Consider the following 24,038-nt stretch of genomic DNA (forward strand, 5'->3'; position numbering starts at 1 on the left):
CTCCTTTCCCTTGAGAAGTCCTCATTAGTTTGCTCGGATCAGGTCGACTTTTTCAGGGGAAAAGTTGGTGTCTGCATAAACAGGGTACCGGGAATTATAGGCTGAATAAATGCTTGATGTATGAAAAAGAACCAACCAGCAAAACCTAAACAAAATAGACATGAAAGTGAGAATATTGATATCATGCACCCGAAATTATGGATGCTTTTTGCAGCAGGAATTGTTTTATTTGGCAGTCTGATGATACATCCATCTTCACAAGCAGCTGTGCAGCAGGCAGAGAATTGGGAAAGACTTGCGTATACTGCCTTGCAAGATGAATATGAAGGCGCCGTTTTAAACGATTATCATTACATTGGACGTACACAAGTGAATGAAGATCAAACAAAAGATGTGTTTCGCGTGACCGTGAAGGAAGGCTCCACACGATTTGCAGCACATGCAGAAATTTATTTTCATCCGGTGACGGGGCATTTGATTAGTATTAACGTATTTCGGCTATAAAAAAGCACCTCTTTTAAAAAAAGAGGTGCTCCAGCGGTAGTCAAACCCTCGCATTCGGTGTCAGTCCGGCACTGGTGCTCACGAATGTCAAATTCGCTCTGCAAAAGTTGCTGTTCTTCCTAGACTGCAAAGGGTTTCGATCATGTTGAAAAGAAGATTTATTTCATGCTTCCTTGAAGATATGAGCGAATATCCACACCGAGTGAATCCGCTAAACGCTGTCCATAATCTTCATCTGCACGATAGAAGTTACAGATCGCAAGTAATTTCGTTTTTTCATTTACGTCTTTCAAGTCAGCTGTCAGGTTCTTGATCAATGCTTGTTTCTCTTCTTCAGAGTAGCTTCGATATTTTTCTCCAGCTTGTTTGAAATCATTTGGTTTTTCAATTTTTTGTCTCACCATACGGTCACCGTGAAGAACCGGTTCACTTTCTTTGTAGTGAGGGTTTTCTTTTGGCTGATCGTCATAACGGTTTGGTTCATAGTTAATATGACCGCTTGGACGAGTTGTAGTCATAAAGCCATCCTGTTGGTTATTGTGAACAGGCGCATAAGGACAGTTCACTGGGATGCGCATGTAGTTTGCACCTAGGCGGTGACGCTGCGTGTCAGGATAAGAGAACAGACGACCTTGAAGCAGTTTGTCTTCAGATGCTTCAATTCCTGGTACTAGGGCACTTGGCGTGAAAGCAGATTGTTCTGTTTCAGCAAAGAAATTTTCTGGATTGCGGTTCAGTGTCATGCGGCCCACTTTTTGCAGCGGATAATCTTCCTCGCTCCACGTCTTCGTCGGATCACATGGATCATAATCTAGTTCATCATAATCACTGAGCGGCATAAGCTGAACGTAAAGATCCCATGCTGGATAATTTCCTTTTTCAATACGATCATACAAGTCTCTTGTCGCATGCTGGAAGTCGTTTGCTTGAATTTCTGCAGCTTCTTCCATCGATAAATTGCGAATGCCTTCTGATGGTCTCCAGTGGTATTTCACATATTTTGTTTCTCCGTATTTGTTTACCCATCTAAACGTATGAACACCAGAACCGCGCATTTCAGCGTAGTTCGCAGGAATACCTTCGTCAGAGAATAGCCATGTGAGCATGTGAGTGGATTCAGGTGTTAACGTCATAAAATCCCAATAACGGTCAGGATCTTGAATGTTGGTTACAGGATCTGGCTTGAGAGAGTGAACCATGTCAGGGAATTTGAGTGCATCACGAATGAAGAAGATCGGCAAGTTGTTCCCAACTAGATCATAGTTGCCTTCTTCTGTATAAAATTTGACAGCGAAACCACGAGGGTCACGTAATGTTTCAGGTGAACCTTTAGGGTGAATAACCGTTGAGAAACGGACAAAAACGTCTGTTTGTTTTCCTTCTTCACTTAAGAAGGCTGCTCTTGTATGTTTCTCCATGCTATTTTCTACTTCAAACACACCATAAGCGCCGGCGCCCCTTGCATGAACAACACGCTCTGGAATACGTTCACGGTCAAAGTGTGCAAGTTTTTCAATCAAATGGTAATCATCAAGAAATGAAGGCCCTCTGTGACCAGCAGTTCTTGAGTTTTGATTATCGCCAACTGGCACGCCTTGATTCGTCGTCAAATTTTTATGATTAGAATTTGTCATTCTTTTTCTCCTCCTGTAAACAAAAAATGGTTTCTAGCAATCTATATACCCTAATTATATTGAATCAAACATGATAGTCAATATTTATTTATAATAATTTTAAATAAATTATTATTACAATGAGGTAAAGAAAAAGACGAAAGAAATAAATTCTTTCGCCTTAGAGCAGAAGCTCTCTTAGAGCATCTTTGTTTTGTGTTAAATCACTTAATGTGTATTGGTCAAGAACGCGTAAATAAGCAGTGAGAGCTTCATGAAGTACGTGCTTTAATGAACAAATCGGGGAGATAATACAGCTGTTTTTCTTCGGATCAAAGCATTCAACCATGACTAAATCATCCTCTGTATAGCGGACAACCTCACCAATATTAATGCTTTCTGGGCTTTTCCCCAGCCTAATCCCACCATTTCTTCCGCGGATCGTTTCTACATAACCACGTTTTCCAAGATGGTAAATGACCTTTGTCAGGTGATTTTTCGAAATGCCATAAATATCGGCAATCTGCTGAATATTTGACAGTTCATTGTTTTCTCTCGAAGCTAAATAAATGAGTACCCTTAATGAGAAATCTGTATAATTCGTAAGTTTCATTTGGACGACCTCTAAACCTAATAGAGTTTTGTATCATCGTAACACATTTTAGACAAAAACTGTTCGAGAAAGTACTAAATGTGACAACATTTAAAACATGCATTTTAAATATTGCTTTTATAAGCTGTCATCCATTACGATAAAGATGTATTTAAAATACATCTTTTGAAAGAAGGAATAACGATGTTATCCACAGATCAAATGAATGCCATAAAACAATCAGCCCCTCTTCTAAAAGCTGAGGGAACAAAACTTGTGACTGTTTTTTATCAAAATATGATCAGACAGCACCCAGAGCTACTCAATCAGTTTAATAAAACAAATCTCATGAATGGAAGCCAGCCAGAGGCGCTTGCCGCAACACTCTATCAAGCTGCACTGCACATTGATCGCTTGGCAGACTTGTTACCTGCTGTGAAACAAATTGCCCATAAGCATGTCAGTGTCATGGTGAAAAAAGAGCAGTACCCAATCGTCGGATATCACCTTCTTGAAGCAATGAAAGAGGTATTTGGGTTATCAGAGGAAGATGACACATTGTTGGCTTGGAAGGCTGCATATGACATCATTGCGAATATATTCATCACCATTGAGGCAGAAATGATGGCTGAAAATGTGAAACAAACGGGTGGATGGGCAGATGTCAAACCGTTTATTCTGAAGAAAAAGAAACAAGAATCTCCATCACTCATTTCCTTTTATTTCGTACCAGAGGATGAATCTGAGCTACCAATGTATGAAGCTGGTCAATACATTACGGTGCAGGTAGATATGCCGGGTGAAGCCTATGTATACAGCAGACAATACAGTTTATCAGATCAATATCACCCATCTTACTATCGCATCACCGTGAAACGAGATGGCCATGTCTCCACATTCCTGCATGATGAAATGGAAGAAGGCGATATTCTTCACGTGAGTATGCCGCAGGGAATGTTCTGCTTGCAAGATGACACAAAAGAACCCGTTTATTTGATTAGTGCCGGTTCTGGTGTCACACCAATGATTGGTTTAGTGAAAACAGCGTCGCATAACAATCAGCCATTCACGATGATTCATGCAGACAGACTAGAGGATGTAACCGCTTTCGAACAAGAGTTTGAACACGTTCTCACTTCATCTCCAGAGGGGCGAATTATCCTTTGTAACGAACAATTTGAAAAGAGTGGAAAGAGTGAGCTGGTTGAGAAGGCGGCTTCCCGTATTGACCAGCCATTCCTCCAATCAGTCATTGGTGAAGGGAAAGGCCAATTTTATGTTTGCGGTTCCCCAGCATTTACACAAGAGATGATCCTTAGTTTAAAAGCGATGGACATCCCGGAAGAGAATATCCATTATGAATCGTTCGGCGGGCAGTCCATGAAAGAGATGGAAGTCGTCTAAACAACTGGTTGAACATCATGTTTTATTAAGTACGCTCATATAGTAGGGATAAGTCCGATGAGGAGGGATGGTTTCCTTGAGCGTATCTGAAAAGCGTCTTTTACAACGAGCCATTGATGAAATTACAGAAATTGCAGAAGGATTTGGTCTGGATTTTTATCCGATGAGGTATGAAATCTGTCCCGCGGAGATTATTTATACATTCGGTGCATATGGCATGCCAACACGATTTAGCCACTGGAGCTTTGGAAAGCAATTTCACAAAATGAAGCTTCATTATGATTTAGGATTAAGCAAAATTTATGAGCTTGTGATTAATTCAAATCCTTGCTATGCCTTTCTCCTTGATAACAATTCGCTTGTTCAAAATAAACTAATTGTGGCTCATGTCTTGGCACACTGCGATTTCTTTAAAAACAACTGCCGTTTCCAAAACACAAAACGAGATATGGTGGAAAGTATGTCAGCGGCAGCAGAGCGAATTAAAGAATATGAACATATCCACGGTACAAAAGAAGTCGAGTCCTTTTTAGATGCTGTATTGGCATTGCAGGAGCATATTGATCCGTCGCTTGTTCGTTCAAAATTAAGCTGGAATCTCGACGATGAAGATGAATATGAAGAGGACAAACCAAAACGTCAAACGCCATATGATGATTTGTGGGGAATGGATGAACCAAAAACACGTGAGAAAAAGAAAACGATCAAGCAATTCCCCCCAAAGCCAGAAAAAGATATTTTGCTCTTTATCGAGGCACACTCCCGGGAGCTAGAGCCTTGGCAGCGGGATGTGCTGACGATGCTGAGAGAGGAAATGCTCTATTTTTGGCCACAGCTAGAAACGAAAATCATGAATGAAGGCTGGGCATCGTATTGGCACCAGCGGATTATGCGTGAACTTGATTTAGATTCAAGTGAATCGATTGAATTTGCAAAATTAAATGCAGGTGTCGTGCAGCCATCTAAGACAGGAATCAATCCTTACTATTTAGGGCTGAAGATTTTTGAAGATATTGAAGAGCGCTACGATCATCCATGCGAGGAATTAAAAAAAGCAGGAGTGACGGAAGGGTCCGGTCGCAGCAAAATGTTTGAAGTGCGAGAAATTGAATCAGACATTTCTTTTATTCGAAATTACTTAACGAAAGACCTTGTGATGAGGGAAGATTTGTACTTGTTTCAAAAGCAGGGGAGAGACTATAAAGTCATTGATAAAGAATGGAAGGCAGTCCGTGATCAGCTAGTCAGCATGAGGGTCAATGGCGGCTTTCCGTATTTGACAGTCATCGATGGCGACTATTTAAAAAACAACGAACTCTATATTAAACATTGGTATGAAGGCATTGAGCTTGATCTCAAATACTTAGAAAAGGTGCTTCCATATTTGTATCAGCTATGGGGAAGAAGTGTGCACATCGAGTCAGTTCTTGAAGGAAAAGAAGTGATGTTTTCATACGATGGAAAAGGGGTTCATAGGAAGTATCTCACTTAATGATCAAAAAAGATGTCTACGACTAGACATCTTTTTTTGTGATTAGCACTTTATTGGTTTTTCAGCAGTTTGAAAATGTGTTTCGCTTGATCTGTATTTTCCATAAGCCCTTTTAGCTGCTCACTTGTTGGTCCATAAGCATAAAATGGTACTTCATCCCCTGTATGACCCGATGTGGTCCAGCCTGTATGAGACCTCGTATTGATGACTTTTTCGATGGCATCATCGATTTGAACAGGATCTTTTGTTTCAGCCGCCTTTTGAATAGAGGCGATTTCCTCTTTTGTGAAATCAAGGTCGATGTATTGTTGAAGCGCAGTCTCGACCGTCATACCCCCTACAATTTTGTTTGCAATGAAATCAGGTGTCTTTTTTGCTGCTTTGACAGGCTGATAATCCCAGCTGCCCGAGCCGTCTGCTCCGAAGGAAAGGCCGCCAGTTGAATGATCTGCGGTCGTGATGACTAATGTGTTTTTATCCTTTTTTGCGAAACGAATGGCTTCTTCAAATGCTTTTTCAAAATCCTTCATCTCACTCATCGCACTGACAATATCGTGGTCATGTCCAGCCCAGTCAATTTGACTGCCTTCAACCATGAGGAAAAATCCTTTTTTGTTTTTAGACAGCTGTTTGATGGCTGAGGATGTCATGTCTTGCAAGGAAGGGGTCGTTTTATCACGATCAATTGCTTTATCGAGACCACCGTCAGCAAAAATGCCTAACAATTTTTGCTGTTTGTTTTTTTGTAAGTCAGCTTTATTGGTTACGTAACGATAGCCTGCTTTTTGAAATTCTTTCGTCAAATCACGATCTTTGCGGACAAAATCGATCAGTCCTCCGCCAAGCATGACATCGACTGTATGCTGTTTGCCAATTTTCTCATCGAAGAAATCATCAGCAATGGCTGCTGTGTTTTTTCTAGACACATCGTGGGCGGCATACGCAGCAGGTGTCGCATTGGTTAATTCAGATGTGACGACGAGACCAGTAGACTTTCCTTTGCGTTTTGCTTCTTCTAATACTGTTTTTAGTTTTTTGCCATTTTTGTTTACACCAATGGCGTTGTTGTATGTCTTTTGACCAGTTGCCATGGCTGTACCAGCTGCTGCTGAATCAGTAATGTTACTTTTAGAATCATCAGGGTATGTTTTATGCATGCCAGTGAGGTAAGGGTCAAACGCTGTTTGCTTGGAAAGATCACCGTTGTGTTTAAATGAGCGGTAAGTTGAAAGGTAAGGTGTTCCCATGCCATCTCCAATGAGCACGATCACATTTTGTACGTCATTTTTTGGTTTCTTTTTAGCCTCAGCTTTGTCAGCCTGTCCAAATTCAATTCCTGAAAAAATACCAATCGATAACACAGATGCGGCTGCGATTGCAGCTATTTTCGTTTTCGAGCTTTTCAACACACTCATTCATTTTGCCTCCTCATTGTTTATGTATCGCTCTCACGTTTACAATGGTAGAGCAGAAGTGTGGATTCCAAATGACAGCACCGTAAAGTTCACTTTAAAATTGTAAAGGTCCACTTTACATAGAATGAACCAAAAAGAGAAATGAATGTATGATTTATCTATGACAAGATGCATTTGTTTTGTCATGATTGTGTAATAAAAATGAAATAAAAAGAACCCTAAAAAAAAATAATTTTTGCCGAATTAATAAGCATAATGTCGTAGGAAGTCAAGACTATTTCTTCTGGTATTCGATCCTTATAATAGAAAGTAGATAAAAATTCGGATCACGATAGATACATACAGGAGGAACAAATGAAAAAACAATTGATCACAGCTGCAAGTGCAGTTCTACTTGGGACGACATTATTTGCCGGAGCTGCCTCAGCACAATCAGTAAAGGTTCAAAAAGGTGACTCTCTTTCTGTTCTAGCGAAAAAATACAAAACAACCGTGAGTAAGATTAAATCAGACAATAAACTGAAATCTAACACGATTTATGTTGGACAAACTTTAAAAGTGAATGGTACTTCTTCAAAAAAGGTAACGAAAACATCAAAAACAACAACAAAAGTAAAAGCGTCTTCAACGACAGCCACTCATAAAGTTGTCAAAGGTGATACTTTATCTAAAATCGGCAAAAAATATGGAATGACAGTGAAAGAGCTGAAATCGTTAAATAAACTCAAAACAGATCTGATTAAAATTGGACAAAAGCTGAAAGTGAAAAAGACATCCAAAGTGAAACCAACACCTGTCAAAGAAAAAACAGTTGCTACTTCTTCTTTAAACACGTCTAAACTCGTAGCAGATGCGAAAGCACAAAACGGTACACCATATAAATGGGGTGGAACGACACCGAAAGGCTTTGATTGCAGCGGTTTTATGTGGTATATCATTAACAAACAAACAAAGATTTCAAGACAAACAACTGAAGGTTTTTGGGGATCAATGAAAAGCGTCTCAACACCTAAAGTTGGAGATTTTGTCTTCTTTACAACCTATAAATCTGGCCCATCTCACATGGGTGTCTACCTTGGGAACAACAAGTTTATCCACGCTGCTTCTGATGGTGTGACGATCAGCGATATGACTTCAAGCTATTGGAAGCCAATTTACCTTGGCGCAAAGACATTTGTAAACTAATAATGGATCTTAAGAGACTGCTTACTAGGCAGTCTCTTTTTTTGTATATCGTTTGCGCAGCTCAATCAGTCCTTTATCATAGCTCTCTATGAGTCTAAAGGCTTTTAAATAAGCAAAAGTGGAGACGAGTTATCAAAAGAATAATTTTATTTTCACTTTATAAAAATTATATCAAAAAAGTATAATTTTGTATGTTGTATAATAAATAGAAGAAGCCAAGCTATGATTTGAATAAAGATTGAAGAAAATCTACCCTGATGATTGACAAATATTTTGTTGATAATTAAGAATTTTCACTCTGTTTTGAAAAAAAGTGTTTTCATTTTTTAATTTTCATATATAATAATTTTACGCCGCTAATTTATTGCGTTAAATTAAATCTAAATATTCAGAAAATAAAGTGAATTACGAAGTGGTGGCGTCTTTAGACGGATACTAAGTTTTGGGAGTGATGGTATGAGCAATTCGTTGTTTAGAAAGAAGAGCATTTCAGAGCTAATTGCGGCAACACAAGGGGAAAAAGCGTTAAGAAAGGAATTAGGTTCATTTGACTTAACGATGCTTGGTATTGGAGCGATTATAGGTACAGGGATATTTGTACTGACAGGTACAGGCGCCGTCACAGCAGGACCAGGACTTGTTTTATCATTTGTGATTGCAGGTCTTGCATGTTTATTTGCGGCATTGTCATATGCGGAATTCGCTTCCACAGTGCCAGTATCAGGATCTGTTTATACATTTACGTACGCATCTATGGGAGAATTTTTAGCGTTTATCATTGGCTGGGATTTGATATTAGAATATATGCTAGCCGCTAGTGCCGTTTCAGCAGGCTGGTCAGGCTACTTTGTGTCGTTTTTAAATGGGATAGGGATTCATATACCGGTTGAATTAACAGCAGCACCAGGTGGTTTAAAGGGTCAAGTGACATATTTTAATCTTCCTGCATTTATTATTTTAATGATCATCACCTTCTTGCTGTACTTCGGTATTAAAGAATCAAAACGAGTCAACAACATTATGGTCATTATGAAAATTGCGGTGATTCTGCTCTTTATTTTAGTCGCTGTGAAATATGTAAAACCTGAAAACTGGACACCATTCGTTCCTTTTGGAACTTCAGGTGTGTTAAGTGCAGCAGCTCTCGTATTCTTTGCATTTATCGGATTTGATGCAGTTGCTTCTGCGGCAGAGGAAACAAAAAATCCATCCCGCAACTTGCCAAGAGGAATCATCACTTCCTTATTGATTTGTACCATGTTGTATGTGGTAGTCAGTGCCATCATGACAGGCATTGTTCCATTTATGAACTTTGAGGGAGTATCCCATCCAGTGTCTCTTGTTTTACAAGTAGCCGGTCAAAATTGGGTGGCGGGTATTGTAGATGTTGGGGCGATTTTAGGGATGACCACGGTCATGCTTGTCATGCTGTACGGCCAAACACGTGTCATGTTTGCCATGTCTCGTGATGGCTTGGTACCAAAGGTTCTTTCAAAGGTTCATCCAAAACATAAAACACCTTATATCAATACTCTTTTCTTTGGAACATTGTCAGCATTAATGGGTGGATTCATTCCGCTTGATGAGCTGGCAAGTCTAGTGAACATCGGAACACTTTCAGCTTTCATTTTGATTTCAGTTGCTGTCATTGTCATGAGAAAAACACAGCCTGATTTGCCGAGAGCATTCAGATGCCCCGCAGTCCCGTTCATTCCAATCTTGGCTATTCTATCTTGCGGACTGCTCATTTATAAGCTTGGCACCATCACATTTGTTCGTTTCTTAATCTGGCTTGCCATTGGGCTTGTTGTCTATTTCTTATATTCAAGAAAGCACTCCGAATTAAACAAAAAATAAGAGTGTACAGAAAAAGCCAGTCAAGTATGACTGGCTTTTTAGTATTAAAAACCTAATTGAAGATCGACATCAATGGAGACGATCGCATAGACACAAACGATGACAAAAATATTCAGAACGACGCCTAGGAAACCTGGTCCAGTGCGGCCTTTTTTAATGAACAGTTCAATCACACCGAATGGAACTGCGGCCATTGCAAAAGGAAGCATTTGAAACGAATAAAATGTCACATTGCTGATAATGGCGAGGTTCAGCATGAGCAGCGATAAAATAGCGGTGCCGACCGAAATCCAGCCAAACACATTATGCTCTTTAAAAATTCTTACCAATTCCATAATTCCACCTCGCTCACTTTGGCCGTTTTAATGCGTTTTGTCTTCACAAATTTCTCTATTTCTTTAGAAGGACCTGTGACAACAGAACCGTAAACCGTGACACCATTTTGATTGATATAGCGTATTCGGTTAGAGAGGTCAAGTTCAGGTCTGCCAGAGATCGTTTTTGCCCAGGATGGATGCTGGTTGACATAGGCGAGGGCATCTTTGAACTGATCAACCTCTGTTTTTGATGTGTGCTGAAGCTCTTTTAAAAATTCAGAGTCTTTCCCGGGAAAACCGATTGGACGCTGATTTCCACTTAATGAATCTTCTGTTTTGATCGCATTCCAAAGCACTTTCATATCATATTTTTTAGCAAATGAATACACGTCTTTCGGTGTGTATGCTTTGTCATAGGATACATACACTTCACTCACTGTTCCTTCAGGTAGCTTGTCTAGAGTAGTGAGTGTTTGTTTTTTAGATGTATCTGCCTGAGACGAAGGGTGCGTAAAGAAATCCTCCGTATTACGTGCGCTGTCGCCATAATAAGAGATCGTAGGCTGCTTTAATTTATCGAAAAACATTTCGATTTGTTCACTGCCGATGGCTTCTGTTTTATTGCCAATTTGTTTTTGCAGCTTAAGTTCTGTGTTCATACCAAATAGTTTGACTTGCCCTTTTAAATCCTTCATATCAATGGCGACATTCGGTTTTGTTAGGGCGACTGTTACAGCGGCCGTTTCCATAAAATGATTGCCTTTACTGTCTGCTCCGCCAACGCCGTAGTATAGATAACTACCTAGTGTACAAAGCGGTAAAATAATCAATGTAGATATAACAGCAAGCACAGAAATACGTAAATAGGACTTTCTTTTTCCGTATTGTAAAATGGCTTTTTGTTTTTCAGGACTGATGGAGAAGTCTGTCCAATCTGAGTCATTCAGTTCTTGGCTTAAGCGTTTTTCATTTTCTTCCAGCTCTTCTTCAAACGCCATCATTTCTTCCTCGTTCATCTCGCCATTATTATATTGTTCCCATCGCTTATTAAACTCTTCATTCATCATTAACACCTCTGTTATATAGTGCTTTTAGGCGCTGCCTTGCACGAAATAAAACACTTTTAAAATTTGCTTCAGTAATATTCATGACCTTGGATGCTTCTTTGTAATTTAGTTCTTTTAAATAATACAATGTCAACGCTTCCTTGTAGTTATCTGGAAGTTGCTCCAAATACATGTTGAGAACTTCTTTTATTTCAATCTGTTCAGCAGGACTTTGTACAGACGTTTGTAAAAGGCCGCCAATGAGATCATCCGATATGGTCACTTCTTTTTTATGTTTCCTGACATAATCAATAAAAGCATTTCGTGCCACCTGAAATAACCAAGGTTTCACTTTGCTATGGTCGTAGGAATGAATATGTATATAAGCACGCATAAAGGTTTCCTGCAATAAGTCCTCTGCCAAATGTTTGTCTTTTGTCATGGAGAGCAGAAACCTGTAAACATCGTTCATATACATTTGATAAATTTCATCGATCGTCACTGATTTTTCTCCCCTCTATGTTATACACGCATAAGAAAGGCATAAAGTTGCACGAAACTTCTCATAGGCCGTACATTACTCATCTCTTTCGCCGAATCAAAATCATTTCTCCTTATCATAGCGAAATTTGCATCATTTATAAAGTGTTTTCAATAGAACAAATCAGGAAAAAAACTCAAAAAACGACAATTTTGGACACATTTCTTCCTCTATTCTCTCCTAAAAACACATACTTGAATACAGAAGGAGCGGTCATCTTAAGTGAAAAGATGATTTTAGTGAACCGTCTCTATTTTATCAACAGGAGAAAATTTTTAGTACCAGGTAATAAAAAATTTGTTATAATAGAAACAAATCCTTCATTCTTCAAACAAAGGAAGTGCACTATGTATAAATTTTCAGGCTATACCGTCAAAGCATTTTTTGCTCTCCGAGGCGGAATCAAAGTATATCAAAAAGAGAATCTGCCAACAGACCGGGGGTTTGTCATTGCTTGTACGCATGAGGGTTTTGTGGATGTTCTTGCATTAGGCGCAGGAATTCTTCCGTTTGAGATCCACTACATGGCGAAAAAAGAATTGTTTGCAAATAAATGGATCGGCGGATTTTTAAAGAAGATTCATGCTTTTCCAGTTGATCGAGAGAATCCTGGGCCAAGCAGTATTAAAACGCCCATTAAATTATTAAAAGAGGGGAAAATCGTTGGAATTTTTCCAAGCGGAACACGTACAACAGAAGATGTTCCTTTAAAAAGAGGGGCCGTTACGATTGCGCAGCTCGGCAAATCACCAATCGTTCCAGCAGCGTACAAAGGACCTTCTAATGCAAAAAGCCTTTTTAAGAAGGGGAAAATGCGCTTAATTATTGGTGAACCGATTGAGCTGTCTGAATTTGATCATCTGCCGCCAAAAGAAAGATTAGGTGCGATGACAGAAGTATTAAACACAAGAATCAAAGAACTTGAAGCTAAGTTAATCGAAAAGGGATAAAGAAAACGACCACTTGCTAAGGCAAGGGTCGTTTTTTTCTTAAGAAGCGCCTTCTTCAGCTGCTTCTAATAGTTGTTCGTTTAGTTTTTTGACTTCGATGTATGCCACATGGTGTCCATCGACTTCATTAATGATAAATTCATAGCCTTGTTCACGAATCGCGTCATTTTTCTCGACTTCATATTTTTGTGTAAGGAACCAGCCGCCGATTGTGTCGACTTCTTCGTTATCAAGCTGAATACCTAGTAGCAGGTTAACTTGATCTACAAGGACCTTTCCATCAAAGATGTAGTGGTCTTCTCCCAATTTACGCACTTCGTTGATTTCATCAATATCGAATTCATCACGAATCTCACCGACGATTTCTTCAAGGATGTCTTCAACTGTTACAAGTCCTGCTGTACCGCCATATTCATCTGATAAAATGGCCATGTGTACTCGCTCACGCTGCATTTTAAGCAGTAGATCATGAACAGGAACCGTTTCAATTACATGAATAATTGGGTTTACAAAATGTTCGATCGTATCACTTGTGGAACATTCACCACTAATACATGCAGTGAGTACTTCTTTAATATTCACAACACCGATGATGTTGTCTTTATCGCCATCTTCAATTGGATAACGTGTATATTTCTCGACCTTGGTCACTTTCAGCATTTCCTCAATCGTAATATCATGCGGGAAGCTGACAACTTCGGTACGAGGAATCATAATTTCTTTCGCCAGACGGTCATCAAATTCAAAAATTTTATTCACATATTTGAATTCAGACTGGTTAATCTCGCCGCTCTTATAGCTCTCAGATAAAATAATCCGCAATTCTTCTTCAGAGTGCGCCATGTCATGCTCAGAAACTTGCTGAAGACCAAATGCTTTCGTTAATAAACGAGCAGATCCATTTAACACCCAAATGAACGGAAACATCACTTTATAAAATATCATAAGCGGTCTAGCAAATAGAAGGGACACTTGCTCAGCCTTTTGAATGGCGAGTGTTTTTGGGGCAAGCTCTCCAACCACGACGTGTAAAAACGTCATAATACTAAACGCAATAATAAAAGTGACAATATGACTGGCTGATTGAGGAATCGACAGCTCTACAAATAGTGGAGCAAGCATATGCGCAATTGTTTCTTCCCCTAACCAACCAATCCCAAGGGCGGTAATGGTAATACCGAGCTGACAGGCCGACAGATACTCATCAAGGTGAGTCGTGACGTGCTTGACAGCAACTGCTGTTTTATTACCTTCTGCAATTAATTGATCAATTCTTGAGCTTCTTAAGCGAATGATCGCAAACTCCGATGCAACGAAAAACGCGGTTAAAGCTATAAGTAAAGCAACTATGAGTAAATTCACTATGTCCAATTAAGGCCTTCGTTCTGACTTTGAGAACGAAGGTAACACCTCCTGTTTAGTAAAAATTTTAACTTAACAGCAGTAAAAATGATTGGACAGCCGTCATTTTTTCAGGAGTAAGCTGCTCTTTTAGTTTTTCACGTTGTTCTGGCTGAAGCTGCTTACAACGTGCCAAAATGCGGTCCATATGCTCATTCATCCGATCGATATCAGAGGTTAAATGGACAAGTTCGTCATGTTCTTCCTTTTGAGAAGGGAATTGTTCATCTAATCTGGATTTGATGTCAGAAAGAGCCAATCTCTGCTGTTTGCAAAGAACGATTAATTGTAATCGTTTTAAAGCATGTTCATCGTAATAACGATAATTAGAGCAAGATCTAACAGGCGCAAGCAACCCTAGATTCGTATAATAATCTACAGTTCGTTTCGTCACCTGTGCAATCTGTGCTAGTTCACCAATACGATACTTTTTCTCAGCCCCATCTGAACATCTCCTCCTAACCGTCACGTTATAGTTTATGAAAATAGTTTAATATAATTCGAGTCTGAAATACAAGATAATTGTTCAGATTTCCTGCCAATATGAAGAAACAAAGGGCATTTCCATCAATTTAGGTTGTCATCTCTAAAATACTGTAGCGATACAGGAATTTTCAGATTATTTATGGTAAGATAAAATGAATACCGTTTCATATATATGTAGAGAGACGGATTTTACGTGAACCGGAGGTGGTTAAGTGGGGCCCTCAAAGTAGTCTTATTTAATCAGTTAACCGTTTTGCAAAAGACAACATCATCAATCAGGAGGTGACTCCTTGTTCTTCTAAGAAAGAGCAAGGTTAAATGGACGATATTGTTAATCTGAGTATAGTCGGAGTTTTGATTGCTTTAACAGCTTTCTTTGTTGCATCTGAATTTGCCATTGTAAAGGTGAGAAGTTCAAGAATTAATCAGCTTGTTGCCGAAGGGTCCAAAAAGGCTATCATGGCGAAAAAGGTGACATCAAGGCTAGATGAATATTTGTCAGCCTGCCAGCTTGGTATTACAGTGACATCCCTTGGTTTAGGGTGGATCGGTAAACCGGCAGTAAAAGAACTTTTAGTTCGAGGTTTCGGTTTGACAAACATTCCTGATTCAGCAATCAGCCTGATCTCAGCAACACTTGCGTTCTCTATTATTACCTTTTTGCATGTAGTTGTTGGCGAGCTTGCACCAAAAACACTTGCCATACAAAAGGCAGAAAAAATGACGCTTTGGCTGTCAGGACCGCTGCATGCATTTTATATCCTTATGTACCCTTTCATTTATGTGTTGAACGGGTCAGCCCGTGTACTAACGAAAATGATGGGCATCGATATGGGGTCTGAAAAAGAACATTCCCATTCCGAAGAGGAATTAAAGATTTTATTATCTGAAAGCTTAAAAAATGGGGAAATCAACTCATCAGAGTATAATTATATGAACAAGATATTCGATTTTGATAATCGAATCGCAAGAGAAATTATGATACCGCGAAGAGAAATTTGTGCGATTCCAGAAGATATGCCGTTAGACGAAATACTGGTGATCATGACAAAGGAAAAGTACACACGCTTCCCAGTGTTTTCAGGGGATAAAGACCATGTCATTGGCATGCTCAACAAAAAGCAGCTCTTTGCAGATATTGTGTATCAAGGAGAAAAAGATCAACTGAAGCTTCAAGATTATATTTATCCAGTGATTGAAGTGATTGACACGATTCCAATTCAAGAGCTTCTCGTCAAGATGCAGCGCGATCGAATGCATATGGCGATTTTAACGGATGAATATGGCGGGACATCTGGACTTGTCACAACGGAGGATATTTTAGAAGAGATTGTTGGAGACATTCGAGATGAATTCGATGAAGATGAGCAGCCGGTCATTCAAAAGAGAGCGGAGCATCATTATATATTAGATGGAAAAGTGAGATTAGAGGAAGTTCAAGATTTGATCGAAATGTCATATCATGATGAAGAAATTGATACGATAGGCGGGCTAATCTTAAATGAGAACATTGATATCCGAGAAGGACAATCCATTTATCTTGATGATATTCGGATGAAGGTCTTGGAGATGGATGGACGCTATGTGAAAAAGATCGACCTGAAAAAAGGCGTCACATCATCAGAAAAAGAAAATACACGAACAGGGCTTGATATAAAAGAGCCACTGTTAGTAAATGAAATGACCTTGAGCGAAAAATAAGCTCAAGGTTTTTTTAGGTATTTAGCCTCTTTTATAAGAATGTATGTTCGTATATAATAAGAACAAACGTTCGTAAAAGGGGGATGGACATGCTCTGGTATGAAACAGCAAGTATCGCGGAGAAAAAAACCTCAATGAAACGTATTGAGTTTCATTTAAAAAATTTCAAGAACTATCAAGCAGCCATTTTAAATATTGAAAGACAGCTTGAAAAGCGAAGTTCTCTCCAACATCATCATATGGCACGTCAAAAATTAGAAGAGCAGAAAAGTCAGTATGAACTGATTGTTGCTTGTATTGAAACGGCTTTAAAAGAATTGGATGAGATAGAGCAGCAGCTCATTGATTATAAGTATTTTCGAGATTGGCGCATGGCAAAATGTGCAATCGAAATCGGCTATAGTGAGAAGACACTATTTTTAATGAAGCGCCAGCTGATGGATCAACTGCTCATCAGCCTAGCTGCCATCACAGATATTTAAAACAGAAGTTGTCCTATTTGATAAAACACCGCAAAAAGGCATAAAGAGCCGATAATTGTTACAAGTAAATAGGCAGCAAGCTTTCCTATTTGACGCTGCATCAGCATCGTCGCAGATTCTACACTAAACGTAGAGAATGTGGTAAAGCCGCCAAAAAAACCGGTTCCTATGATCACTAGCAGTGGATGATTGGACGTTACAGCGCCTGTGAGAAAACCTAAACCGGCTGCACCTAATAAATTAATGAAAATAATACTGTACGGGAAAAGGGCATGGGATGGAGTTTTCTGGATTGTTTGGCTGATGAAGAAACGACATGCACTGCCGATTCCTCCAGCTACAGCTGTATAAAAAACAATCATTTATCTGCTTCCTTTCTGCTGCTTATTTTGATGAAAGAGCCGTTCTGCAAGGATCAGGCCAGCTAAAGCAGCGGCTACTCCAGCAATGACTGAGAGCAGGATGTACATCATACTTAAATTGAACTGCCCTGCCTGTAACAGAAGAACTGTCTCTTTAGAAAAGGTGGACATGGTCGTAAACCCGCCGCAAAACCCTGTTCCAATCAAAGCAGCAAGATATTTTTTCCCTTTCTGAAATAGAAAGTATCCTGTCGCAAAACCAAGAAGTAGGCTGCCGGAAATGTTTTCAATCATCGTTGCATAGGGGAATGTCTGGCTGATGACAGTTTGGCTTAGTTCATATCTGCAAAGTGTACCAATCAATCCACCGATAAAAACGGCGAAATAAGTTTTCATCTGCATCATTTCTCCTTTTGAAAAAATAGCGGGTTATCCGTTACCACACCATCAATTGGGTGTTTTTTGATTCGATCCGCTGTTTTTTGATCTTTTACAGTCCATATGAATACTGCCATTCCGAATGAATGAATACGATCTATCCACCATTTATTGATCATCGTTTTCTTCATATTAAGACAATTTGCAAACGAGCTGTATGTCGTTAACTTTCGTTTCGTTAGTTTAAATGCATCAGGCTTTATAATCAAAGCTGTGCGAAGAGAAGGGGCGAATGCTTTGATTCTTTGCAGTGCATGAACATCAAAAGATTGAATCATGATATGACGAGAATAGGCAAACCGATTGATGATGCGGGCAACTGCCTTTTCGATTCCTATCTGCCGTTTTGGGTGTTTGATCTCGATCAATATTCCAATCCGCTGACTGTATCTTTCAAGAATTTCTTGTAATGTTGGAATTCGTTCATTCGTATACTGTTGGTCAAACCAGCTTCCTGCGTCCAGTTTTTTCAACTGATCAAGTGTATAGCTTTTGACTAATCCGTTTCCGTTCGTCGTTCGATCAACGGTATCATCATGGATGACGACGACGTGCTGATCCATTGTCATTTGTACGTCTAATTCAATATAATCTGCTCCTTGCTCGACAGCTACATCAAACGCAGCGATTGTATTTTCTGGGGCGGCGCTTGATGACCCTCTATGTGCGATAATATACACTTGCTCCAGCTCCCTGACATAAGTTCTGGTCTTATCATATCAAATGCTTTGGTGGTTTTCCTTCTTTACTATATGGAGAAGAAGAGCGCCGTATTATCATGGAACCTCATGTACCGAAAAAGCTTGATGTATCATTTTGAAAAGTTACAGGAATAGAGCAAGCTTTGATTGAGTAAACCTGAATTACATCAATTTTTCTTCGATCAATTTTGTCCAAATCGTCAGCGTTCGTCAAAATATTAGTGCTTTCGTCATGTTGACTGAAAATTCTGATGTTTTATAATGATGAAAAGGAGGCGAGATGATTGGGTAAAGGGAGAATTAGAGTGGAAGAACGTATTAAGGCCGAAACGGATGCTGAAATGTTTAAAGCGACTCTCCTTGATCAGGCTCAGAAGAAAAAGTAGTTTGCTGCCCGTCGATATGTCTCAAGCCAAAATTTCATAATTGAACATCATGCCTCGGGATAGGTCCCGAGGCTTTTTATATAGAGGTCAGACATTTAAGAGAGGACATAAACGAAGGTTATATTATAAACTAGAGAGGATTGTTTTAAAGGAGAGAGACAGAGATGTTTACACAAAAATGGATGGATACATATTTTACAGTCGATATTGCGATCCAAATAGGCATTAGCCTTTGTATTTTATTGCTTTTTTTATTACTTCGAAAAGTATTTACGAAATACTTGTTTCACCTGCTCTTTAAACTGACAAACCGGTCTAAAACCGAAGTCATTAACCAAATTGTCGTGGCGTTTGAAAAACCTGCGAGGCTGTTTTTTGTGGCACTAGGTTTATATTTTGCGTTAAGACAAGCCCCATACTTTGAGCACCATATGGATGTCATTGTCAAATTGTATAGATCCTCTATTATTTTGATGCTGACGTGGGGACTGTGTAATCTAACCGCAGCTTCTTCTTTCTTATTTCAAAAAGTGAATTCAAAATTTGAATTAGAAATGGATGATATTTTAGCGCCATTTTTATCAAAGGTTCTTCGTTTTATTATTATTGCACTGAGTATTAGCGTCATTGCACAAGAGTTTAATTATGATGTGAACGGACTTGTGGCAGGGCTTGGTCTAGGTGGTCTTGCTTTTGCGCTCGCTGCGCAGGATACAGTGGCGAACTTTTTTGGAGGAATTGTGATTATTACAGAGAAGCCTTTTACAATGGGCGATTTTGTAGAGACTCCAAGTGTACTTGGGACTGTAGAGGACATTACCTTCCGAAGCACAAAATTTAGAACACCTGCTGAAGCTGTGGTGACCGTGCCAAATTCGACCCTTTCAAAGGAGCCAATCACAAATTGGACGAGAATGAATAAACGTCAAATTACGTTCTCCGTTCGCGTATCGTACAATACACCGAAGGAAAACATTGATAAGTGCATCAAACGTCTGAAGCAAATGCTTTATGAGCATGATGGGGTTCATAAGGAAACGATTATGGTGAATTTCGATGTGCTGGCAGACAGCTATTTAAACTTATTCTTTAACTTTTATACAAACACAACGGCTTGGTCTGAAAACCTGGATATTAAGCAGGATATTAATTATCGCATTATTGATATTTTCCATGAAGAAGGGGTAGAATTTGCTTTCCCTGGACAGACCATTTATATGAAACAAAAAGGTGAGAAACAGCTCGGTGAATAAAGGAGGAATGGTGGTTGGATCAAACAAAAGTGGCAGCGCTAAGAGAGAGATTATCAAAGGCCTCACATATTACAGTCCTTTCAGGTGCTGGGATGAGCACAGAATCGGGAATTCCCGATTTTAGATCAACGGGTGGACTATGGACAGAAGATACTTCTCGCATGGAGGCAATGAGCCGGTCTTACTTTTTATCACATCCTCATCAATTTTGGCCGAAATTCAAAGAATTGTTTCAAATGAAGATGAGTGGAGAGTACGAGCCAAACGCTGGACATGCTTTTTTAGCCAATTTAGAAAAGCAAGGAAAACGCGTGGATATTTTCACGCAAAATATCGATGGTCTGCATAAAAAAGCGGGAAGCCAGCATGTGTATGAACTGCATGGTTCCATTCAAACAGCTACATGTCCATCATGCGGGTCAACATACGAACTGCCTTATTTATTACAAGAAGAGGTACCGGTTTGTGAGCGGATTTCATCAGACGGCCGCACATGTGGACGAGTACTTAAAACAGATGTTGTCCTTTTTGGAGACATGGTGAAGCACTTTGATCAAGTGGAGAAATCGCTCCAGCAAACGGACATGCTGCTCGTCATGGGAACTTCCTTAGAAGTGGCACCAGCACGATATATTCCAGAAGATGCTGCTCATCATCCTTCCATCTTTAAGGTCATGATGAATTTAAGTGAAACGGAATTCGATCCGCTGTTTGATCTTGTCTTTCACGAACGAATTGGCGAGCTTGTGAATGCTTTATAAATCATAAAAAACCCGCATCCAACAGGTGCGGGTTTTCTTTATTGCTGTAGTGGCTTCATTGTTTCATCAAGGACTTCAAACGTGTAGCCCTTCGCCTTTAATTGTGTGATCAGACTGTTTAAGTATTTTGCGGTAGCTGGTTGATCATGCATTAAGATGATTTTTGGCTCTTTCGGGTACTTGGTTTCAAGCACTTGCAGCTGATTTAATACTTCTGGTACATATTTTGAGCTTTTATATTTCCAGTCAAGACTGTCAATGGTCCAGTCCCAGTATACAAAGCCTTTTTGTTTTAAACGTGTTTTTTGCTGGTCTGTTAAGTTTGGAGAACTGCCATAAGGTGTTCTCACAAGATGTGTATATTCACCAGTAACAGAAGCCAATATACGTTGATCTTCTTTCATCTCATTTACAGGAGAATCACTTTTTTGATAAAAGCGTTTCACATCATGCGTGATGCCATGAAGTCCTAATTGATGACCTTCTTGATGAAGTCTTTTCACAGCTGTTGGGTGTTCTTTGATTTGCGGCCCGAGCATAAAGAATGTGGCCTTCACTTGCTGTGATTTTAGCACATCTAACAGCTGATTTGATGTAGCAGAAGGGCCATCATCAAAGGTCAAAAAGATCGTTTGATCCGTTACATGTTTGTTTGGATTGATCTTAAAATGTGCATCTAATGTTTTTGGCGAATCATCTTTTGCTTTCAGACTTGTACTTGTGTCTCGAAATGGACTGCTCGCAGACACTTCATTCGGTTGATCTGCTGCCTGCATATTGGTTTTAGATATATCCCAAATGAAAAAAAGGATCAATGTCAGAATGACTAGACCAATTGCCTTTGAGAGCAGCATCGTGTTTGAAGGTGTCTGTTTTTTCGTAACCCGTTGCATTACAATCGCTCCAATAAATCAGTAGTTTGTGTCGAATCACGTAGTGGATTCTGTCTTTTTTCGCTGTTTTTTGTCGTGCTCATATGGAGTAAGTATACAGGAAAAAAGAGCCTATGAATATAGAAGATGCTAAAAAATTGGAATCTTTTTGGTTATGAATCTATATTTGTTACAATAGAAGGTTATCCAGTCAAATGGATATGAAATAATTCTGAATAATCATTGAAACGTTTACATTTATCCGCTAAGATAGCATCAGATTCAACCATTAAGCAAAGCGAAGGGGAGATTCCATATGAAAGTATTGTACAATGGGGATTTTATTGAAAAAAAAGATGCACATGTTGATATTGAAGACAGAGGCTATCAATTTGGCGACGGAGTCTATGAGGTCATCCGCGTATATAATGGAACTTTGTTTACATTAAAAGAGCATACTGAGCGTCTATTCAAGAGTGCAAAGGAAATCGGCATTCATCTGCAAGGTACAGTATCCGATATGGAAGAGAATTTGAAGAAGCTAGTCGCAGATAATCAAGTGATTGATGGTGGCGTGTATATTCAAGTCACGCGAGGCGTCGCACCTCGTAAACATCAATATGGTGCACTTACCCCTCAGATTACGGCATATACATTTCAAGTGAAAAAGCCTATTCAAGAGCAGACAGCTGGTGCGAAAGCTCTATTGTCTGAAGATCTTCGCTGGTTAAGATGTGATATTAAAAGCTTAAACCTTTTATATAACGTCATGGAAAAGCAGAAAGCGTCTGAAGCTGGTGCGTTTGAAGCGATTTTAATAAGAGACGGCTTTGTGACAGAGGGAACGTCCTCGAATGTGTATGCCGTCATTGACGGTGTCATTCGTACACACCCAGCAAATAACCTGATTTTAAACGGCATTACACGTAGAAAGCTGCTAGAGGTTTGTCAGGAAGAAGGATGTCGTGTGGAAGAAACCCGCATGAGTAAAGACGAACTTTTGCATGCGCAGGAAATTTTCATTAGTTCAACGACAGCTGAAGTGATTCCAATTGTAGAGATAGATGGTCAGCCAGTTGGGGAAGGTGTTCCAGGGGAGATCACGAAGCGTGTACAGGAAGGGTTCCAGAAAAAAATTAAGCATGAAAGCGAAGCATCTATTTCTTCGTAAAAGGAAAAAGGCTGTAAACCAATGTTTACAGCCTTTCAGCGTGTAGCCAAACCCTCGCATTCTTTGTCAGTCCTGCGTGCTGGTGCTCACGAATGTCAAATTCGCTCCGCGCCAGTACTCGTCCTTCCTAGGGCTGCAGAGGTTTTCTATCACGCTGAAAAGAAGACAAAGGGCTAAAATAAAGTTCATTTTAGCCTTTTGTGATGACATTTATTTCACGATCAGTACAGGTATATCTGATTTGGACGATAACTTTTCACTCACACTGCCAAAGAGCATTTTTTTCAATCTGCTTTGGTCACGTGCTCCCATGACGATGAGGTCTGCTGAAATCTCTTCAGCGTATTCGATAATCGCTTCTGCAGGCTCCCCTTCAACAATTTCAATCGCAGCTTCAAACTGCTCTTCATTTAACAGCATTCTTGCTTCTGCAACGACCTCTTCTGTATGGTCTTCAAAAATCAAGGGACTTTGCTGTTCATCATGAGGTACATACACAGGGGGTGTTTGAAGGTCTGCCATGCCGCCTCCGATATAAGCGCCGCCAGTCATTGGGCGAGGTGCATCAAACACCTGTCTGCTGGATTTCCCATCATGAGCGTAGGCAATGGTCAGCTTGGCATGCAACGTTTTGGCTAAAGCGATTGCCTTCTTTAATGCTTTCTTACTGTCTTCATGTCCATCAAACGCAACGACCATCCGATCAGCTTGAAACAATGTCCTCATTCCTTTCAAAAGGAGTCTATACGTTCATGGTATACCCGTTATGAGAAAAAGATACACATGAAAACGATTGTGTTTTTGTTAGAAAATTTCATTTATTGAAAAATATTTATTGACAAAATGGTGACAGCCACTATAAGATAAAAAAAGATTCAAGAGCCAAAAGGAGGAAATGTCATGTGCAACATCATTGGAAGAATGAAATCAAACTGCATGAATGGGTTGATTCACGTGACAATTACACCTTCATTGGTCATTGAAAAGGGACTCGTATGTTCCAATTGATCGGATGAATCAAGGCGTATGTTGCGTATTTGTCAACATGCGCCTTTTTATCATGTATAAAAGAGGCGTACCAGTCAGCTGGTTGCCTCTTTTTTTGTTG

Annotated in this window: 25 protein-coding genes; 12 read left to right on the forward strand and 13 right to left on the reverse strand. The window is 39.6% G+C overall.

Features of this window, described 5'->3' with window-relative positions; all coding sequences use genetic code 11:
* Window positions 1-120 precede the first annotated feature (120 nt).
* On the forward strand, window positions 121-504 hold the full coding sequence (locus ID12_RS09465) for a YqzG/YhdC family protein (protein ID WP_050827094.1): 384 nt from the start codon (window positions 121-123) through the stop codon (window positions 502-504).
* Window positions 505-662: 158 nt separating this feature from the next.
* Here the strand turns inward: ID12_RS09465 and ID12_RS09470 are convergent, their stop codons facing one another.
* Both ID12_RS09470 and ID12_RS09475 read right to left on the reverse strand, forming a co-directional pair.
* On the reverse strand, window positions 663-2,138 hold the full coding sequence (locus ID12_RS09470) for a catalase (protein WP_035703421.1): 1,476 nt from the start codon (window positions 2,136-2,138) through the stop codon (window positions 663-665).
* A gap of 160 nt (window positions 2,139-2,298) precedes the next feature.
* Window positions 2,299-2,730 (reverse strand): Rrf2 family transcriptional regulator, encoded by a 432-nt coding sequence (locus ID12_RS09475; protein WP_007497090.1) that lies wholly within the window; start codon window positions 2,728-2,730, stop codon window positions 2,299-2,301.
* A 183-nt stretch (window positions 2,731-2,913) separates the two neighbouring features.
* Here ID12_RS09475 and ID12_RS09480 point away from each other — a divergent pair, with 183 nt between their 5' ends.
* Together ID12_RS09480 and ID12_RS09485 are read left to right on the forward strand one after the other, a co-directional pair.
* Complete coding sequence (locus ID12_RS09480) at window positions 2,914-4,113, forward strand: globin domain-containing protein (RefSeq protein WP_050827095.1); 1,200 nt, start codon at window positions 2,914-2,916, stop codon at window positions 4,111-4,113.
* Window positions 4,114-4,180: 67 nt separating this feature from the next.
* The gene (locus ID12_RS09485) at window positions 4,181-5,605 is read left to right on the forward strand and encodes a SpoVR family protein (RefSeq protein ID WP_007497093.1); all 1,425 of its coding nucleotides are present in this window, start codon (window positions 4,181-4,183) and stop codon (window positions 5,603-5,605) included.
* A gap of 50 nt (window positions 5,606-5,655) precedes the next feature.
* Here the strand turns inward: ID12_RS09485 and ID12_RS09490 are convergent, their stop codons facing one another.
* Window positions 5,656-7,020: an alkaline phosphatase gene (locus ID12_RS09490; protein ID WP_035392556.1), complete on the reverse strand. Its 1,365-nt coding sequence runs from the start codon at window positions 7,018-7,020 to the stop codon at window positions 5,656-5,658.
* 354 nt (window positions 7,021-7,374) lie between these two features.
* Here ID12_RS09490 and ID12_RS09495 point away from each other — a divergent pair, with 354 nt between their 5' ends.
* Together ID12_RS09495 and ID12_RS09500 are read left to right on the forward strand one after the other, a co-directional pair.
* Window positions 7,375-8,205: a C40 family peptidase gene (locus tag ID12_RS09495; protein ID WP_007497097.1), complete on the forward strand. Its 831-nt coding sequence runs from the start codon at window positions 7,375-7,377 to the stop codon at window positions 8,203-8,205.
* Window positions 8,206-8,661: 456 nt separating this feature from the next.
* Window positions 8,662-10,062 carry a branched-chain amino acid transporter BcaP gene (locus ID12_RS09500; protein ID WP_025207016.1) on the forward strand — a complete coding sequence of 467 codons (1,401 nt, stop codon included), beginning with the start codon at window positions 8,662-8,664 and terminating at the stop codon, window positions 10,060-10,062.
* Window positions 10,063-10,106: 44 nt separating this feature from the next.
* Here the strand turns inward: ID12_RS09500 and ID12_RS09505 are convergent, their stop codons facing one another.
* Genes ID12_RS09505 through ID12_RS09515 form a run of 3 tightly spaced genes read right to left on the reverse strand, consistent with a single transcriptional unit; the run spans window position 10,107 to window position 11,927 of the window.
* On the reverse strand, window positions 10,107-10,397 hold the full coding sequence (locus ID12_RS09505) for a hypothetical protein (protein ID WP_008348984.1): 291 nt from the start codon (window positions 10,395-10,397) through the stop codon (window positions 10,107-10,109).
* A complete protein-coding gene (locus tag ID12_RS09510; RefSeq protein WP_024719964.1) occupies window positions 10,385-11,443 on the reverse strand; it encodes an anti-sigma factor in 1,059 nt (352 codons plus the stop codon). The genes ID12_RS09505 and ID12_RS09510 overlap by 13 nt, the downstream gene beginning before the upstream one ends.
* Window positions 11,436-11,927 (reverse strand): sigma-70 family RNA polymerase sigma factor, encoded by a 492-nt coding sequence (locus ID12_RS09515; protein ID WP_008348979.1) that lies wholly within the window; start codon window positions 11,925-11,927, stop codon window positions 11,436-11,438. The genes ID12_RS09510 and ID12_RS09515 overlap by 8 nt, the downstream gene beginning before the upstream one ends.
* A gap of 386 nt (window positions 11,928-12,313) precedes the next feature.
* Here ID12_RS09515 and ID12_RS09520 point away from each other — a divergent pair, with 386 nt between their 5' ends.
* The gene (locus tag ID12_RS09520; protein WP_017360344.1) at window positions 12,314-12,916 is read left to right on the forward strand and encodes a lysophospholipid acyltransferase family protein; all 603 of its coding nucleotides are present in this window, start codon (window positions 12,314-12,316) and stop codon (window positions 12,914-12,916) included.
* Window positions 12,917-12,955: 39 nt separating this feature from the next.
* Here ID12_RS09520 and ID12_RS09525 read toward each other — a convergent pair whose 3' ends face one another.
* Entirely contained in the window at window positions 12,956-14,287 is a 1,332-nt protein-coding gene (locus tag ID12_RS09525) for a hemolysin family protein (RefSeq protein ID WP_007497105.1), read from the reverse strand.
* A 58-nt stretch (window positions 14,288-14,345) separates the two neighbouring features.
* Window positions 14,346-14,786, reverse strand: coding sequence for a MerR family transcriptional regulator (locus tag ID12_RS18900; protein ID WP_076821966.1), 441 nt, complete (start codon window positions 14,784-14,786; stop codon window positions 14,346-14,348).
* Between the two features lie 335 nt (window positions 14,787-15,121).
* Here ID12_RS18900 and ID12_RS09535 point away from each other — a divergent pair, with 335 nt between their 5' ends.
* Window positions 15,122-16,504: a hemolysin family protein gene (locus tag ID12_RS09535; protein ID WP_050827096.1), complete on the forward strand. Its 1,383-nt coding sequence runs from the start codon at window positions 15,122-15,124 to the stop codon at window positions 16,502-16,504.
* An 89-nt stretch (window positions 16,505-16,593) separates the two neighbouring features.
* Window positions 16,594-16,986 carry a hypothetical protein gene (locus tag ID12_RS09540; RefSeq protein WP_024719967.1) on the forward strand — a complete coding sequence of 131 codons (393 nt, stop codon included), beginning with the start codon at window positions 16,594-16,596 and terminating at the stop codon, window positions 16,984-16,986.
* On the opposite strand, the gene crcB (ID12_RS09545) is transcribed toward ID12_RS09540, so the two are convergent.
* Genes crcB (ID12_RS09545) through ID12_RS09555 form a run of 3 tightly spaced genes read right to left on the reverse strand, consistent with a single transcriptional unit; the run spans window position 16,983 to window position 18,466 of the window.
* Window positions 16,983-17,348 (reverse strand): fluoride efflux transporter CrcB, encoded by a 366-nt coding sequence (gene crcB, locus ID12_RS09545; protein ID WP_050827097.1) that lies wholly within the window; start codon window positions 17,346-17,348, stop codon window positions 16,983-16,985. The genes ID12_RS09540 and crcB (ID12_RS09545) overlap by 4 nt on opposite strands.
* Window positions 17,349-17,750, reverse strand: a complete 402-nt coding sequence (gene crcB / locus ID12_RS09550) for a fluoride efflux transporter CrcB (RefSeq protein WP_034647784.1) — start codon at window positions 17,748-17,750, stop codon at window positions 17,349-17,351.
* On the reverse strand, window positions 17,750-18,466 hold the full coding sequence (locus ID12_RS09555; RefSeq protein ID WP_050827098.1) for a glycerophosphodiester phosphodiesterase: 717 nt from the start codon (window positions 18,464-18,466) through the stop codon (window positions 17,750-17,752). Before ID12_RS09555 ends, crcB (ID12_RS09550) begins: the two co-directional genes overlap by 1 nt.
* Window positions 18,467-18,771: 305 nt before the next feature.
* Here ID12_RS09555 and ID12_RS19250 point away from each other — a divergent pair, with 305 nt between their 5' ends.
* From ID12_RS19250 to ID12_RS09565, 3 genes are all read left to right on the forward strand, one after another.
* The gene (locus tag ID12_RS19250; protein ID WP_017360338.1) at window positions 18,772-18,873 is read left to right on the forward strand and encodes a YhdX family protein; all 102 of its coding nucleotides are present in this window, start codon (window positions 18,772-18,774) and stop codon (window positions 18,871-18,873) included.
* Between the two features lie 164 nt (window positions 18,874-19,037).
* Complete coding sequence (locus ID12_RS09560) at window positions 19,038-20,126, forward strand: mechanosensitive ion channel family protein (RefSeq protein WP_017360337.1); 1,089 nt, start codon at window positions 19,038-19,040, stop codon at window positions 20,124-20,126.
* 29 nt (window positions 20,127-20,155) lie between these two features.
* Window positions 20,156-20,887: an NAD-dependent protein deacylase gene (locus ID12_RS09565; RefSeq protein ID WP_026050067.1), complete on the forward strand. Its 732-nt coding sequence runs from the start codon at window positions 20,156-20,158 to the stop codon at window positions 20,885-20,887.
* A 38-nt stretch (window positions 20,888-20,925) separates the two neighbouring features.
* Here the strand turns inward: ID12_RS09565 and ID12_RS09570 are convergent, their stop codons facing one another.
* Entirely contained in the window at window positions 20,926-21,780 is an 855-nt protein-coding gene (locus tag ID12_RS09570; RefSeq protein ID WP_008348955.1) for a polysaccharide deacetylase family protein, read from the reverse strand.
* Between the two features lie 295 nt (window positions 21,781-22,075).
* Here ID12_RS09570 and dat point away from each other — a divergent pair, with 295 nt between their 5' ends.
* Window positions 22,076-22,930 carry a D-amino-acid transaminase gene (gene dat / locus ID12_RS09575; RefSeq protein ID WP_008348952.1) on the forward strand — a complete coding sequence of 285 codons (855 nt, stop codon included), beginning with the start codon at window positions 22,076-22,078 and terminating at the stop codon, window positions 22,928-22,930.
* Between the two features lie 210 nt (window positions 22,931-23,140).
* Here the strand turns inward: dat and ID12_RS09580 are convergent, their stop codons facing one another.
* Window positions 23,141-23,647 carry a universal stress protein gene (locus ID12_RS09580; RefSeq protein WP_008348950.1) on the reverse strand — a complete coding sequence of 169 codons (507 nt, stop codon included), beginning with the start codon at window positions 23,645-23,647 and terminating at the stop codon, window positions 23,141-23,143.
* Window positions 23,648-24,038 lie beyond the last annotated feature (391 nt).

It is taken from the genome of Bacillus altitudinis (assembly GCF_001191605.1).
In the GTDB taxonomy this organism is placed as follows: domain Bacteria; phylum Bacillota; class Bacilli; order Bacillales; family Bacillaceae; genus Bacillus; species Bacillus altitudinis.

Coding starts and splice junctions, on each gene's coding strand:
- ID12_RS09465 (WP_050827094.1), top strand. CDS start 121: ATGAAAAAGAACCAACCAGCAAAACCTAAACAAAATAGACATGAAAGT.
- ID12_RS09470 (WP_035703421.1), bottom strand. CDS start 2,138: ATGACAAATTCTAATCATAAAAATTTGACGACGAATCAAGGCGTGCCA.
- ID12_RS09475 (WP_007497090.1), bottom strand. CDS start 2,730: ATGAAACTTACGAATTATACAGATTTCTCATTAAGGGTACTCATTTAT.
- ID12_RS09480 (WP_050827095.1), top strand. CDS start 2,914: ATGTTATCCACAGATCAAATGAATGCCATAAAACAATCAGCCCCTCTT.
- ID12_RS09485 (WP_007497093.1), top strand. CDS start 4,181: ATGGTTTCCTTGAGCGTATCTGAAAAGCGTCTTTTACAACGAGCCATT.
- ID12_RS09490 (WP_035392556.1), bottom strand. CDS start 7,020: ATGAGTGTGTTGAAAAGCTCGAAAACGAAAATAGCTGCAATCGCAGCC.
- ID12_RS09495 (WP_007497097.1), top strand. CDS start 7,375: ATGAAAAAACAATTGATCACAGCTGCAAGTGCAGTTCTACTTGGGACG.
- ID12_RS09500 (WP_025207016.1), top strand. CDS start 8,662: ATGAGCAATTCGTTGTTTAGAAAGAAGAGCATTTCAGAGCTAATTGCG.
- ID12_RS09505 (WP_008348984.1), bottom strand. CDS start 10,397: ATGGAATTGGTAAGAATTTTTAAAGAGCATAATGTGTTTGGCTGGATT.
- ID12_RS09510 (WP_024719964.1), bottom strand. CDS start 11,443: ATGAATGAAGAGTTTAATAAGCGATGGGAACAATATAATAATGGCGAG.
- ID12_RS09520 (WP_017360344.1), top strand. CDS start 12,314: ATGTATAAATTTTCAGGCTATACCGTCAAAGCATTTTTTGCTCTCCGA.
- ID12_RS09535 (WP_050827096.1), top strand. CDS start 15,122: ATGGACGATATTGTTAATCTGAGTATAGTCGGAGTTTTGATTGCTTTA.
- ID12_RS09540 (WP_024719967.1), top strand. CDS start 16,594: ATGCTCTGGTATGAAACAGCAAGTATCGCGGAGAAAAAAACCTCAATG.
- crcB (WP_050827097.1), bottom strand. CDS start 17,348: ATGATTGTTTTTTATACAGCTGTAGCTGGAGGAATCGGCAGTGCATGT.
- crcB (WP_034647784.1), bottom strand. CDS start 17,750: ATGCAGATGAAAACTTATTTCGCCGTTTTTATCGGTGGATTGATTGGT.
- ID12_RS09560 (WP_017360337.1), top strand. CDS start 19,038: ATGTTTACACAAAAATGGATGGATACATATTTTACAGTCGATATTGCG.
- ID12_RS09570 (WP_008348955.1), bottom strand. CDS start 21,780: ATGCAACGGGTTACGAAAAAACAGACACCTTCAAACACGATGCTGCTC.
- dat (WP_008348952.1), top strand. CDS start 22,076: ATGAAAGTATTGTACAATGGGGATTTTATTGAAAAAAAAGATGCACAT.